Annotated in this window: 12 protein-coding genes; 6 read left to right on the top strand and 6 right to left on the bottom strand. The window is 44.7% G+C overall.

The window, feature by feature from the left end:
* Window positions 1–32: 32 nt before the first annotated feature.
* Window positions 33–1733, bottom strand: a complete 1701-nt coding sequence (locus NLX73_RS14135; RefSeq protein ID WP_254326483.1) for a methyl-accepting chemotaxis protein — start codon at window positions 1731–1733, stop codon at window positions 33–35.
* Window positions 1734–2230: 497 nt separating this feature from the next.
* On the opposite strand from NLX73_RS14135, the gene NLX73_RS14130 reads away from it, so the two are divergent.
* The 5 genes from NLX73_RS14130 to NLX73_RS14110 all read left to right on the top strand — a co-directional run bounded on the left by NLX73_RS14130 (window position 2231) and on the right by NLX73_RS14110 (window position 9165).
* Window positions 2231–3466 (top strand): PTS transporter subunit EIIC, encoded by a 1236-nt coding sequence (locus NLX73_RS14130; protein ID WP_254326482.1) that lies wholly within the window; start codon window positions 2231–2233, stop codon window positions 3464–3466.
* Between the two features lie 208 nt (window positions 3467–3674).
* Window positions 3675–4508, top strand: coding sequence for a BglG family transcription antiterminator LicT (gene licT, locus NLX73_RS14125; protein ID WP_023987656.1), 834 nt, complete (start codon window positions 3675–3677; stop codon window positions 4506–4508).
* Between the two features lie 163 nt (window positions 4509–4671).
* Entirely contained in the window at window positions 4672–6576 is a 1905-nt protein-coding gene (locus tag NLX73_RS14120; protein ID WP_254326481.1) for a beta-glucoside-specific PTS transporter subunit IIABC, read from the top strand.
* Between the two features lie 244 nt (window positions 6577–6820).
* Window positions 6821–8218, top strand: coding sequence for an L-cystine transporter (locus NLX73_RS14115; RefSeq protein ID WP_061829066.1), 1398 nt, complete (start codon window positions 6821–6823; stop codon window positions 8216–8218).
* A 248-nt stretch (window positions 8219–8466) separates the two neighbouring features.
* A complete protein-coding gene (locus NLX73_RS14110) occupies window positions 8467–9165 on the top strand; it encodes a queuosine precursor transporter (protein WP_254326480.1) in 699 nt (232 codons plus the stop codon).
* Between the two features lie 68 nt (window positions 9166–9233).
* Here the strand turns inward: NLX73_RS14110 and NLX73_RS14105 are convergent, their stop codons facing one another.
* On the bottom strand, window positions 9234–10322 hold the full coding sequence (locus NLX73_RS14105) for a M24 family metallopeptidase (RefSeq protein WP_254326479.1): 1089 nt from the start codon (window positions 10320–10322) through the stop codon (window positions 9234–9236).
* A gap of 72 nt (window positions 10323–10394) precedes the next feature.
* Window positions 10395–11123 (bottom strand): MBL fold metallo-hydrolase, encoded by a 729-nt coding sequence (locus NLX73_RS14100; RefSeq protein ID WP_254326478.1) that lies wholly within the window; start codon window positions 11121–11123, stop codon window positions 10395–10397.
* Between the two features lie 203 nt (window positions 11124–11326).
* Here NLX73_RS14100 and NLX73_RS14095 point away from each other — a divergent pair, with 203 nt between their 5' ends.
* Window positions 11327–11839: a GNAT family N-acetyltransferase gene (locus NLX73_RS14095; protein WP_061829070.1), complete on the top strand. Its 513-nt coding sequence runs from the start codon at window positions 11327–11329 to the stop codon at window positions 11837–11839.
* A gap of 120 nt (window positions 11840–11959) precedes the next feature.
* Here the strand turns inward: NLX73_RS14095 and NLX73_RS14090 are convergent, their stop codons facing one another.
* The 3 genes from NLX73_RS14090 to NLX73_RS14080 form a co-directional block, all read right to left on the bottom strand.
* Entirely contained in the window at window positions 11960–12394 is a 435-nt protein-coding gene (locus NLX73_RS14090; protein ID WP_103047615.1) for a threonine/serine exporter family protein, read from the bottom strand.
* 20 nt (window positions 12395–12414) lie between these two features.
* Window positions 12415–13170, bottom strand: coding sequence for a threonine/serine exporter family protein (locus tag NLX73_RS14085; protein ID WP_254326477.1), 756 nt, complete (start codon window positions 13168–13170; stop codon window positions 12415–12417).
* A 112-nt stretch (window positions 13171–13282) separates the two neighbouring features.
* Window positions 13283–14137, bottom strand: a complete 855-nt coding sequence (locus NLX73_RS14080; RefSeq protein ID WP_254326476.1) for a hypothetical protein — start codon at window positions 14135–14137, stop codon at window positions 13283–13285.
* Window positions 14138–14456: the final 319 nt, after the last annotated feature.

The raw sequence follows: 14456 nt of genomic DNA, 5'->3' as shown, positions 1-14456 counted from the left end.
GACTGTGAGATACCTCTTTGTATTGTATCGGCTTACGTAATTTTAAATTTTTGGACAGCCTTTTGCAGTTCGGTTGCTTGTTTGCTTAATTGGCGAACAACCTCGCTGTGGCTTTCCATTTCATTCAGTTGCTCATCGGCATTTAAACCGATTTCTTGAATCATATGCTGTGCATTGGCTGCGATGAGAGCTGTATCTTCCACGGAAGCAGATACTTCCTCCGAGCTGGCGGATACCTGCTCCGTTGCTGCAGATACCGTTTGAATCGTAGCATTGATCTTTTGCATAAGCTCACTTAGCTGGTTAAAGGCTGAACTCGCTTGTTGAACCATTTCCGTTCCCGAATGAATTTCACGGCTCACCTGGGTCACAGAGTCCACAGATTGTTGCGATACTTCTTGAATGGTAACCAAATAGTCAGAAATTTCTTGTGTGGCTTCTTTAGATTGCTCGGCAAGCTTACGTACTTCTCCGGCTACTACGGCAAAGCCCCGTCCATGTTCGCCCGCACGGGCAGCTTCAATGGAGGCATTCAGGGACAACATTTGAATTTGCTTCGTAATATCGAAAATAGCCGAAACGATACTGCCAATGGCTTCTGAGCGCTCATTCATACTATGGATGTATCGAAGCGATTCATCGGCAGCATGTCCTACCTGTGACATTTGAGCTACAGCTTTTTGAGCGAGCGTATTACCGTTAACCGTTTCTTTTGTCGCTTCACTGATTTGATCGGATACATCATTGGCAGAGGAGGCAATGTGCTGAACACCTTGAGCGATTTCCTCCATAGCCTGTGCATTTTCAGCAGCAGCTGTAGCTATGCTGGTACTGCCCTTTGCTACTTCCTCTGCGGCAACTGTAGAGTCCTGCACTTTTACACTGATAGCCTCAGTCCGACGAAGTAGCTCGTCCGATCCTTCAACAACCGCACCGGATGTAGAAAGCACATGGCCGATCATTTCTTTCAAGTTATGAGACATTGATTGGAAGCTGCGGGCAAGTTGGGCAATTTCATTAACTCCATGAACCTTCGCTTCTTGTGAAAGATCACCTTGAGCAATTTTTTCGCTATGACGAACCAATTCAGCAATGGGTTCTACAACTTTACGTATCACGAGGGTAGAAATAATGCCGCCCAGCAGGAGCGTTGCCACTGTAATACCTATGCAAATCCATAGAATTTGTTGGGATTTTTCCTGTACAAATCCGACGTCTTCGTTCACACCCAGAACTAGATTACTACCTGATATAGCAAAGAAGGCGGTTTTGTGTACTCCGTATGAATCGCTGTAAATTTCACTGATATTCATCTCGCCTTGTTTTGCTTTTTTAATATCCTCAACAGGAATGAGTTCATCCTTGACCTTGTATACTGATTTTACATTCCGTGCGACGACTTCGGCTTTATCATCCTTCACTACCGCGATATATGCCGATTCTAATTTGAGGGTATCGACCTTGTCCTGAAGATAGGATTCCATCTGTATAGCGGAGCCGGAATCAGAACCGCTTCCTTGCCCAGCCTGAACAGCTAAGGAAATATTGAGATCCTGATACACATTTTTAGCTCCAGTTTCTAGCAATTGGTCTACCTGAGGCATGACACTGTTATTAATGATACTCATGGATATTGCATAGAAACTGATGCTGAACAAAAGGGACGCAAAGAGCTGAATCAGCAAAAACATAATTCGTAATTTCGCGCCAATGGAACGATTAAAACTCTTCATGAAAAATCTCCTCTCACATGATGGTAATAAAATCAGACGAATTCCCTGCTTGAAGTAGGCCGCTTGTCCAATAGATACTTGACACGCCATGATCTACTTGTGTTCCTTTCCTTGCTTGAAGAAAAGACTGAAAATGTTCGGATTCTATGTATATTTCAGCTGAATTCAAGGGACAAGAATGTGAAAGGGAAGTAATCCATGATTTACTAAAAAGTAGGTTAGACCTATTTTACATAATTAACAGACGGTTGAATAGTCATATTTGCCCAAAAACAAACAAAAAATATATAACTATGGTCTTAGGTGTTTAGATGTAAGTTAGATGTAAATTATCAGGTGCATAAAAACGAATAGATTACTCCTTCTTTAAAACTATTGTAAAAAAGAAGTAATATAAGTAGCATAAGGAATACGGCTTTTTTACAATATTCTTCTAAGCTTGGTTTGTAAGTTCGAAAGTGGTCTTCAATATACATATAAAAGGGGAAAAGGTTGTTATGAATCGGGATTTACTTTCCAAAGAAGTGATTTCGCAGGTCAGAGGAGAAGATACACAGGAGCTGACTTCCGGCAGTTATAGAGCTGCCACAGGGAGAAATCCGATAAGTCGACTATTAGATTATGGTTCAGGCGTATTTACTCCGATCTTGCCGGCAATGATTGGTGCGGGAATGATCAAAGTAATTATATTAGTTTTAATGTCCTTCGGTTTATTGTTGTCTGATCCGCAGGTATATACTATTTTAATGGCTATCAGCGATGGGATATTTTATTTTTTACCTATTTTTGTTGCGGCAAGTGCGGCAAGAAGGCTGCGCAGCAATGTGTTTGTTGCGGCAGCCATCGCAGCATCCGTATTCCATCCCCAATTAACAAGTTTACTCCAGTCTGGTGAGGAGGTACGTTTTGCCGGTCTGCCAGTTATAGATCCACAAGCTGCTTCATCTATAGTACTCATACTTGTTGTTGTCTGGATAGCATCGTATATCGAAAAATGGTTATACAGGTATATCCCTTATTCACTTAAATTAATGGTTGTCCCGACTTTGACACTGATGATCACTATACCTTTAATGGTGTTCGCTTTCGGGCCACTGTGGAGTTATCTCGGCCAACATGTATCCGATGGACTAGGCTGGTTGTTTGACAATGCAGAAGTATTTACAGGGTTGTTGCTCGGAGGCACGATGTCTTTGCTTATTATTGCAGGTATGCAATATATAATGCTACCGATTATGATCAGCTCGCTGACAACATTGGGTTATGATCACCTTTTTCCCGTGGTCATTGCAGCGGCTTTCGCTCAGGCTGGCGCAACATTTGGCGTATGTGTTAAATCCAAAAATGCCAAAGTCAAAACGCTGGCTGCGTCCACAGGTTTGTTGGCCATGCTGGGAATCATTGAACCGGCCATGTATGGTGTCAATATCCGTTTCAAAAAACCGTTAATAGCAGTTATGATCGGTGGAGCCGTTGGTGGGGCTTGTATGTGTCTGTTTGAAACGGAGCTTACTAGTATTGGTGTCTCTGCTGGGCTGCTCAGCTTACCTTTATTTTCTGAACCCACGCTTATTTACGGTATTGTGGGTATACTAATTTCGTTTGTTACGGCTGGCGTAATTACGTATTTTATGGGCTTTGTGGATGAAAAAGATGAGCGTTCGCAAGTAGTTTCTACTTTTGACATGAATGCTTCTCCGAACTCGGTTGTGGAAAAGAGTTCTAATAGTTAAGATGCAACGCCAACGACCCAAAGCTCCATGAAAGTGTTTACAAAAAAATATTGTCAGCTCAGTGTTTATATGATACTATGGGAGCAGTTATTCAAAACTGCACAATCGTGGATTGTTACTGAGCATATCGGGCAAAACCATAAGCAGGCACTATGTGTCAGTTTTGGTTTTGCTTTTTTTACTACTCCAAGCGGCTTAAGGTGATGGAATGAAGATAGCAAAGGTGCTGAATAATAACGTCGTAACGGTCATTGATGAACAGCAGAAAGAATTAGTCATTATGGGAAGAGGAATTGCTTTTAAAAAAAACACAGGCGATGAGATTGAAGAAGAGAAAATCGAGAAAATTTTCAAACTTGAAAGTACCGAGGTTTCCCGCAAACTCATGACCCTGATGTCTGATATCCCTATTGAGTATGTTGAAATTTCTGATGAAATCATCCAATATGCCAAAACGATACTTGGTGTAGAGTTGCATGACAGCATCTATATTTCGCTGACGGATCATATCCATTTTGCCATAGAGCGTTATCGTTTGGGTATGGATATCAAAAATGCACTTTACTGGGAAATCAAGCGGATGTACCGCAAGGAATTCACGATTGGGACCAAAGCATTGCACATGATTCAGGACAAGCTGGGAGTTACACTTCCAGATGATGAAGGAGCATTTATCGCCTTACATTTGGTGAATGCACAGCTTAATAGCGAAATGCGCGAAACGATAACCCTGACTAACATTGTCAAGGATATCATAAATATTGTAAGTCGCTTTTTTGTAATGGATCTGGATGAAGAGTCGTTAAGCTATTACCGCTTTATAACACATCTCAAATTTTTTGCTCAACGGGTAATGAACGGAACCCCTGTACAAAATACAGATAATTCCCTTCATGATATGGTTAAGGTTCAGTATAAGAATGCTTACGCCTGCGCGGAAAAAATAAGAGATTATACGACTAAAATCTATGGTCGAAGCTTGTCCCAGGATGAGATGTTGTATCTCACCATTCATATCGAGCGTATCATTAAAAATCAATGATTTCATGTGATCAGGGATTTAGGATTGCTACTTCTAAACCAGAAGGCAAAACCTGAATGCTGAAAGAAGATTGGCTTTTTATAAAGCTGTCTGCTTTCTGTATTCAGGTTTTTTTATTGCCCATTTTCGCATTTTATACCTTAAAAGAAAAGAGGAACACCTCATGGATCGAAATCAATTATCCAAAGAGATACTTACACTAGTTGGTGGTGAAGAAAACGTAGAGCAGGTCATTCACTGCATGACCCGCTTGCGCTTCAACCTTCATGATGATAAGAAAGCTCAGAAAGAGCAGTTGCAAAAAACGGATGGCGTCATGGGAGTCATGGAGAGTGGCGGCCAGTTTCAGGTTATTATCGGTAATGATGTAGCTAACGTGTATAAATCGTTGGTGAGCAATATGTCCAAGGCTCCGCAAAGTGACTCAGGAGCAAGCACTGCATCGAAGAAAAAACAAAACCCGATCAGCAAACTGTTCGACTTTATTGCGGGTATGTTTACACCGATTTTGCCAGCGATCACCGGTGCAGGTATGATCAAAGGGATCATTGCTCTTTTAGTGGCAATGAACTGGATGTCCGATAAGAGCCAAACCTATACGATTTTAGCCGCAATAGGTGACGGTGCGTTCTACTTCCTGCCTATTATTCTGGCTGTCAGTGCTGCTAGAAAACTCGGCAGTAATATGTTTATTGGTGCGGCGATTGGGGCTTCCATTTTACACCCGACGATTACAGCTTTACTGGCATCTAACGTGAAGGTTAGCTTTATTGGTCTACCGGTGACAGCGGCTACGTATTCTTCGACCGTTATTCCAATCGTTATTGCGGTCTGGCTGGCATCTTATGTTGAAAAATTCATTGATAAGTATACACATGCATCACTGAAATTGCTCGTTGTTCCGACGTTGACTCTATTGATTATTGTACCTTTGACTTTGGTTGCTGTAGGGCCACTCGGCTCCATTATTGGTAATGGCCTGTCAGGTGGTATCTCTTGGTTGTTTGAAAATACAGGTGCACTTGCAGGTCTGCTGCTAGGCGGTACCTTCTCCCTGATCATTATGACAGGTATGCACTACGCGTTGGTTCCTATTATGATTGGTTCGATTGCAACGTTGGGCTTTGACTACATGATTCCGATTATGGGAGCAGCCAACTTGGCACAGGCTGGTGCTGCACTGGGTGTATTCTTAAAATCCAAAAATGCCAAAGTCAAAACAGTGGCTTTCTCAACGAGCTTGACAGCTATTATGGGTGTAACTGAGCCTGCAATGTATGGTGTGAATATGCGGTTTAAAAAACCGTTTACTGCTGCGTTGATCGGCGGAGCTGTCGGCGGGGGCTTTATGAGCTTGTTTGGCACAAAAGCGTATGTTATGGGTGGACTTGTTGGTGTGCCTGGTCTGGCGATGTTTATTGGACCGACTTTCTTGTACGCAATCCTTGGTCTCATTATTGCATTTGTGGTTGCTGCGATTGTTACCTATTTGATCGGCTTTACAGATGAAAAGAACGAAGAAGCACCACAAGCAACAATAGACGCTGCCGGAGACATCTCTACTGATGAAATAGCACAATCTGCTGTGTCCTCACTGCCTAAAGGTGAGAAAATCCCGGTATACAGCCCGATTACGGGTGAAGTTAAGCCGCTCAGTGAAGTCAATGACCCTGCATTTTCTCAAGAAATTATGGGTAGAGGTTGGGCTATTGAACCATCCGAAGGCCGGGTTGTTTCCCCAGTTGATGGCACAGTGTTCTCCATTTCCAAAAGTGGGCATGCTGTTGGATTGGTGAGTGATTCAGGACTTGAAATGCTCATTCACGTTGGGATGGATACGGTTAAGCTAAAAGGACTTCATTTTACGCCTCATCTTAAAGCAGGAGATCGTGTGAAGGTAGGAGACCTCGTGCTGGAGTTTGATCTGGTGGAAATCCGCAAGGCTGGTTATGAAACGATAACGCCTGTTATTGTTACGAATGTAGCTCAGTTTAGCGAGTTAGAGTCCGCTGGTAATCAGCATAAAGTGGTTAAGGAACAGGGACTGTTATACACAGTGATCGTCTAACGGCTGAATAACAATTTTACGCCTAAGTTGAATGCGAATTGTTGTGTTCAGGACAAAAAACAGCAAGCCTTCGAAAGATGAAGGTTTGCTGTTTGGCGTTTTCGATAAAATCTAAATTTGAAGCTGCTTAACTATTTTATTGTTATAAAACCTACAAAAATAGTTGGTTTTGTGATATAGTATTCTTCGGATTGAAGGATCACCTTATAAAACATATTAAGTATAAGTTTGGAGGAAATAATACATGGATACCTTCTTTATTATTTTAAATGTAATCGTGCTGCTTTTGCTGCTAGGCGTATTGGTCTGGATGCAGAAAAAGCACATCTCCTTTACAAAAAGGGTATTTGCCGGACTTGGCTTCGGACTGATCTACGGGGCTATTCTACAATATGCTTATGGTGCAGGTTCAGAGGTCATTACAAAATCGGTTGATTGGTTCAACCTCGCAGGTAACGGTTATGTCCGTTTGCTGCAAATGGTCGTTATTCCGCTTATCATGGTGTCGATTATTTCGGCTATTATGAATTTGAAGGGAAGACAGAACCTTGGCAAAATCAGCGTGTCCATTATTGCAGTACTACTGATTACAACGGCAATTGCTGCTTCAGTTAGTATTGTAACCAGCCTGTCGTTTGACCTAAAGGCAATTGAGATTCAAGGTGGGGAAAAGGAACAAGCACAGGGCTTGAAGATGGAAGAGCGCCTTGGAACAGTTCAGGACATGACCATTCCACAGCAGGTGCTGGAATTTATTCCTTCAAATCCTTTTGAGGATATGACGGGAGCACGTCGTACGTCGACGCTGGCGGTGGTTATTTTCTCGGCCTTTATCGGGGTGGCTGTGCTCGGATTGGATCGTAAGAAACCGGAACAGGCGCAAACCTTCCGTAAAGTGATTGATGCAGTGTACGCTGTAGTGATGCGAATTGTAACGCTGGTGCTGAGATTGACTCCTTACGGTATTTTAGCACTGATCACTAAAGTAGTAGCTACGACCAATCCAGATGAAATTTTGAAGCTAATCAAGTTTGTGCTCGCTTCTTATGTGGCTCTGTTGGTCATGTTTATCATTCATCTTATTTTGCTGGCCTTGTTCGGCTACAATCCGGTGACGTATGTGAAAAAGGTATTGCCTACACTGGTTTTTGCTTTTACTTCTCGTTCCAGTGCGGCGACCATTCCGTTAAATGTTGAAACACAAACGAAAAAGCTTGGTGTGTCCGACGGCATCGCGAATCTGTCTGCGACCTTGGGAGCGACTATTGGGCAAAACGGCTGTGCTGGTATTTATCCGGCGATGCTGGCGGTTATGATTGCTCCAACCGTGGGTATTGATCCAACGAGCTGGGACTTTATCCTCACGCTAATTCTGGTCGTTACGGTCAGCTCGTTCGGCGTGGCGGGTGTAGGCGGTGGTGCCACTTTCGCTTCCCTGATCGTGCTTTCCACCATGAATCTTCCAGTGGCATTGGCAGGATTGCTCATCTCAGTCGAACCGTTGATTGATATGGGACGCACAGCGTTAAATGTCAATGATTCTATTACCGCAGGTCTCATTTCAGGCAAGGTGCTCAAGGAGAACGATCAAGACGTATTCAATAATCATGGTATGGATTTAGATGCAACGGCACACTCTTAAGTAATGATAAATGAAGGGTGTACGGTCAGTCTCATATCGCATCTGTACCCTATATAACACACGTACTGTATGTACTCTGTACAAAGAGCCGGCCATAAGGTCGGCTCTTTGTATTGAGTTTAGGGCAGTGTAAATTATAGCTGTTCACAAATCCTAATCTATGATACATTAAAATAATGTTTTTCCGGCTTGCTTCGGATGAACCGCGGTTCGCAACCATCCCGCGCTATCAAAACTAGGAGGATTTCATGTTTAATCTGTTATGGGGGGCAGCTTTTGTCCTCGTCAATTTTATGTTCTTTTTGTTATGTTTTCGGTTGTTCGGTAAAAAAGGGCTGTACGCTTGGATTGGTGTTGCTACTGTACTGGCCAACATTCAGGTAACCAAAACGATTGATCTGGTCGGCATTACCACGACATTGGGAAATACGATGTATGTTTCTATGTATATGGCCAGCGACTTACTGAATGAAAAATATGGGCCTAAAGAAGCGCGTAAAGCTGTATGGTTCGGCTTTTTCACTCTGATTATGACGACGGTAACGATGCAGATGGTGCTGCAGTTCCAGCCTACTGCAACGGATTTTGCCCAGACACCGATGCAACAGCTGTTTGGATTGTTGCCAAGGCTTGCGCTTGCCAGCTTGACAGCCTATGCGGTCAGTCAATTGCTGGACGTGCGTCTGTACGCTTGGATTCGCAAGTTCTTCCCGGAACGTCATCAGCTCTGGATTCGCGGCAATGGCAGCACGATGATCAGCTCGTTTATAGATACGCTCATTTTCTGTACTATTGCCTTTTACGGTTATAAGTGGGGGATATGGCTCGAGATATTATTCACCACCTACATCTTAAAATTTGTACTGACCGCGGCGGGTACACCCATTTTGTACATCGCACGCAATTTCCGCTTTATAGAAGAGGAGGGGCAAACCCTCAAGCCATGATGGCTTGGGGTTGCCCCTCTTTTTTTAACATCCTTTTTTACATACCAATATAATGAATAGCGATGGGTTTATCCGAGCACTTTCAGTTCTTTTGGAAAAGAGGTAAGCACTTCAACACCATTAGAGGTGACCAAAACGTCATCTTCAATCCGCACACCGCCGAGGCCTGGCACATAGATGCCGGGTTCGATTGTGAACACGAAGCCTTCATGAAGCAGATCGCTATTGCCTCCGTGTACAGATGGATATTCGTGAACACTCATGCCAAGGCCGTGCCCAACTCGATGGTTAAATGCAGGGCCGTATCCAGCGGCTTCAACAACAGCCCGTGCTGCCTGATCTACGGATGCGCAGGAAACTCCCGGGCGAATGGCGGCAATTCCCGCTTCGTTCGAGCGAAGAACCGTATTATAAATCGTCTCCAGCTCAGCCGACAGCTTTCCAAAAGCAAAAGTACGCGTAATATCCGAAGCATAGCCATCGGAATATACGCCCATATCAAACATGAGCAGATCGCCAGGCTGTAGCTTGCGGGTGCCCGGAACACCATGAGGCAAGGCTGTTTTGGGTCCAGACAGCACTGTCGTGTCAAAGGACGGGCCATCTGCGCCGATTTTTTTCATCTGGTATTCGATTTCGGCCACCAGCTCGACTTCCGTCACTCCTTCGCGTACATGGGTGAGGCCGTGGCGAAGAGCATCTTCCACCAAACGAGCTGCATGTTTTAGACGTTGTACTTCCTCAGGAGTTTTTCTCACACGCATTTCTTGAAGCACAGGACCCAGATCCACATATTGAGCCGCGCCAATAGCAGTATGTAACTGTTCATAACGGAGGACGGAGACGTGCTCCTTTTCCAGCGCGAATGTTTTCACTCCGGTGCCTGTACGTTGACGCAACAGATCATATGGATTGTCCGTATCGGTGTGGGTGGATATACGAGTCACAGAAGAAGCAGCTTGGGCGGCTTCTGCATCCAGGGCGGGTACGATCAGTTCTGGTTCTTGGTCTCGAAGCAGCACGAGGCCAAGAAAACGCTCATGCGGATCACTGGCAAAGCCCGTCAGGTAGTAAATATGTTTGGGATCGGTCACAAGCAGGCCATCCCAAGATTGTGATTTCAGTTCATCATATAATCTTGTAATTTTATCATTCATAGAGTCTCATTCCTTTCTGTCCATGTATTCATTATAGCTCTTATTACATCATAATTTATAGCTTTGAATGGCTTACTCTCTTGCCTGACTTAATGTTTGCAGACGTGCTTGTACGTTCTGATCATAGTAGCCGCCATGGTAGCAGATTACCTTTTCAACATCCAATACCGTCAGCTTTTCGAGGCTCTTCAGAGCCAATGGCATATCCGGCGTAGCCGACTCAGCAGGACCGACCAGTTCACCTTCGACTACCAGCAGTTCATCTGCTGCCAACAGTAGCTTTTGTGCGGGCACATACAAGCTGATATGCCCGGGTGTATGGCCAGGTGTATGTATAATCTGTATTCCTCCACCATAGGGTAGATGCTCACCGTCCTCAAGAATATGAGCAAAGCGCAAATCTGGCAGGCGGCGAATCATATCCTCTGCTTGCTGCTTGAGCACAGTATCCATTTGTCTAATCCGTTCCGACGTCAGCTTCACAAACGGTCGCTCCCCTGTCATATAAGGAACGTCATCCTTATGGGCTAACAGGGCAGTATTCGGCAGCAGATCCAGCAGTGCATGAACATTTCCGATATGGTCAATATCCTGATGTGTTAAAATAATTCTTTTCACGCGGCTGATATCCTCACCCACATCTGAGATAGCCTTGCGTAATGGCTCCAATTGGCCGAGCATTCCCGTGTCAATCAGTGTAAGTCCATCCTCGTCCTTGAGCAGTACAGGATAAATAGTCGTTTTTCCAAAAAAAGATTCCATAGGTATTTCCAAAATCAAGAGTTGAGTTCCAATATTCATATTAAGCTGCTTCAGAATCCTTGACTCCGAAACATACCTCCCGTCTCATCGTGTTAAATCGTTTTCCCCGTTTTTATTTTTCCTTATCTTCAAGCTCTATTATAAAACCCTTTGGGACTAATCCGCAAAACAACTCGATATGGCTGATCGGGCGCTTGTCTTGTACAATAAATAAATCACACCATAGGAGGCGGATACGAATAATGAATCAGGACCAATCTTTTTCCATTGAATTTGCGTGCAGAGAGGATCTTCCCGATATTGTGGATATTTATAATTCTACGATTGCAGGACGAATGGTCACCGCAGATCTGGAACCGGTGACAGTGGAGAGCCGCATTCCATGGTTTGAGGCTCATCAGGAGAACCACCGCCCTTTGTGGGTTTTAAAGCAAAAGGGGACAATTGCCGGTTGGGCCAGCCTTCAGTCCTTTTATGGGCGTCCAGCTTATAACGGTACAGCAGAAATTAGCATTTACGTCCATGAGGATTCTCGTGGAACCGGAACAGGAAGTCGACTAGTACAGCATTTGCTAAATGAATGTCCGAGACTGGGGATTACAACGTTGTTGGGATTTGTTTTTGGTCATAATGAGCCAAGTATTGGGCTGCTGCGGAAGTTTGGTTTTGAGCAATGGGGGTACTATCCGCGTGTAGCTGTGCTGGACAGCATAGAGCGAGATTTGGCGATATTGGGCAAGCGAGTGGATGAATAATAGCTTATGACAGTTAAATATTTTTGTAATGTGTACAGAAAAAGGCTGTTTCCAAAATCGTCTCATACACTGCGGATGATTTTGGGAGCAGCCTCTTTTATTTTGCTATTTTCATCGCTTTTAACGCTGAGGTCTAAAACGTATGTTGTGAAAAATTTGATTAAGCACCTCAGACAGCACCAAACCGACAGCAATAGCTCCTGCGATCATCAGCGTGCTCATGGCCAGCTCTAGTGCCTGAGGATAATGTTGTTGTACGAACTGGCGCATGGCATTATAGGCCATTCCCCCTGGAACGAGCGGAATCATGCCTGCCACACTGAAAATAATCACAGGCATTTTGTACAGCCGCGCAAAGCCTTGACTGACGATGCCGATAAGGATCGTTGCTAAAAGGCTGGCGCTCACAGGTCCCATGCTGTCCGTGGTTGAATAATAGACCAGCCAGCCTAGCATACCGACAAAACCACATTGCAGCAGCGAGCGCCGGGGGGCGTGGAATAGTATGCCGAAACCAGCGGTGGCAATAAAGCTTGTGAATAATTGTGCAAGCATAGACTTGAATCTCCTCCGAATCACATATAAGAAATGATAACCGCAACGCCAGCTCCAATGCCGAAAGACGTCAGGCAAGCATCGGCTCCCTTGGAAAGACCCGAAACAAGGTGCCCGGACATTAAATCACGAATGGCATTTGTAATTAACAAGCCTGGAACCAGTGGCATGACGGAGCCAATTATAATTTTATCCATCATCTGTCCCCAGCCTACTATCGTTAACAGAGCCGCCAGCAAGCCGATTAGAAAAGATGCAGAAAACTCTGAGAAAAACTTGACCTTTACGAGCCTGTGAAAATACTGTACGGCTGCAAATCCCATACCGCCGCATAACACAGCTGCGGGGAAGTCTCGCCAGACACCACCAAACATAATCATAAAGCAACCGCTGGCCAACGCAGCAGCCATCAGCTGTACACGGTTGGAATAGCGGAGGGGGCCACGCTCAATCTCCGCAAGCTCCTTGACGGCAGCGCGGGGAGACAAATCACCTGTGCTGATTTTACGTGAAATGGAATTGACCTCTGTCACCTTGTGCAAATCGGTGGTCCGCTCTACGATGCGGATGAGCTTGGCAGGCTCCGAATCATTAATGGCAAAAAAAATCCCAGTTGGTGTTACATAGCTATGGGACTGGGATATGCCATAGGCTGAAGCAATGCGGGACATCGTGTCTTCAACACGATAGGTTTCGGCTCCATTTTGCATCATCAGTTTGCCCGCCAACAGACAAACTTCAATGATTTCAGGAGTAGGATAGGAATGATTATTCATACTCGCTCTCTTTCATTCGTACCGGGCCGTTCGACCCTATTATTTTCATTTATTGTAGCACAAAAAGCCGCCTTTTCAGAGGCGGTTATGTTAGGGGGAATCGAAGTTTTCGTCAAGATTCTATCATATCGGGAATAACGGTATAGTAGGACTCTTCCAGATATGTTGCGGCCTCAGATAGGCCCATCAACTTAAGCTGTCCAGCTACAAAAGCACGAAGGGCAGAATGGGTGAACAGATGCCGTGTCTGGGCATCCCGAATAAAGGCCAGTCTGGCTTCACGCGAACCGTTATAGAACAATTCACGCACAGCTTCGCCTTGTTGTTCCCAAAGGAAAGGCTCCGTTACGGTCAAGAGGGTACTTTCCATAGAAGAGCTATGCTTCGCGGAAGAAGATACCTGTATGCCCAAGCCGTTCAGCGTAGGAGCTGCTTCATTGTGCTTCCGTTCTGCTCGCAAGCTGTCGATATAGGCAGCCATATCCTGAATTGGTTCGATACCAAATCGTTCCCGAAAGCATTCGCGTACAAACGCGGTGCGTTCATTTAAGAGCTGAGGCAGTCGCTGACCTGCATGTCCAGAATAGTCGTCTCCGCTGGCGTAGTATCGTTTTAATGAACTGTTCTCTGTATAAACAACGCTTAAAAAATCCTGCAAATGACGGGCAACCACCCATACACCCGTCCAATCGACGGGAGATACGCATACGATAGGGGCCTGTGAAAGGTCCTTTTCAAGACCAAAATCCGTTAAAAAGCCATAATGTATTCCGTCCACTCCTGCGTGGGCAAAAGGAATAACATCTGGTGGTGTAGCCATATATCGTGGCGCGCGGCCCTGCTCCATAATCAATCCCAAATCAAAACTCAGAGAATGCCGGTTCGCTTCGAGCTCCTTTTCAAATTCTATAAGTGCCTCAATCAAAGGTGTAGCAGATCCATAGGCTAGGTTAGAACCGGAATCCATCGTGTATGCCTCCCTTATCCAATACTCCATTAAAGCGTTCATCCCTAAAAGGTACGTGATTTTACACGAAATGTAAACCTGTATGACGAATATTTTCAAAAATGTGACCTTTTACCCGTGTGTTGTCAAATAAAACGCTTTCGAGCAAAGCAGGACAAGATACCTATGTTAGCTCGGTAGAGAAGTAAAGTGGGTTTGCGAAAATGCGGTCTTTTCAGTGTATGTTAGCAACCGTGAAGTGTGATTGCAGGATGCGCGGTGTGAAGGACAAGGTGCAACGTAACAGGCCAACGGGTATAATATCAGGACAAGGTGAAAA

Source organism: Paenibacillus sp. CH40, assembly GCF_024213605.1.
In the GTDB taxonomy this organism is placed as follows: domain Bacteria; phylum Bacillota; class Bacilli; order Paenibacillales; family Paenibacillaceae; genus Paenibacillus; species Paenibacillus polymyxa_B.
Note: the sequence above shows the minus strand (reverse complement) of the source record. Positions and strands in the feature narration are given on the sequence as shown.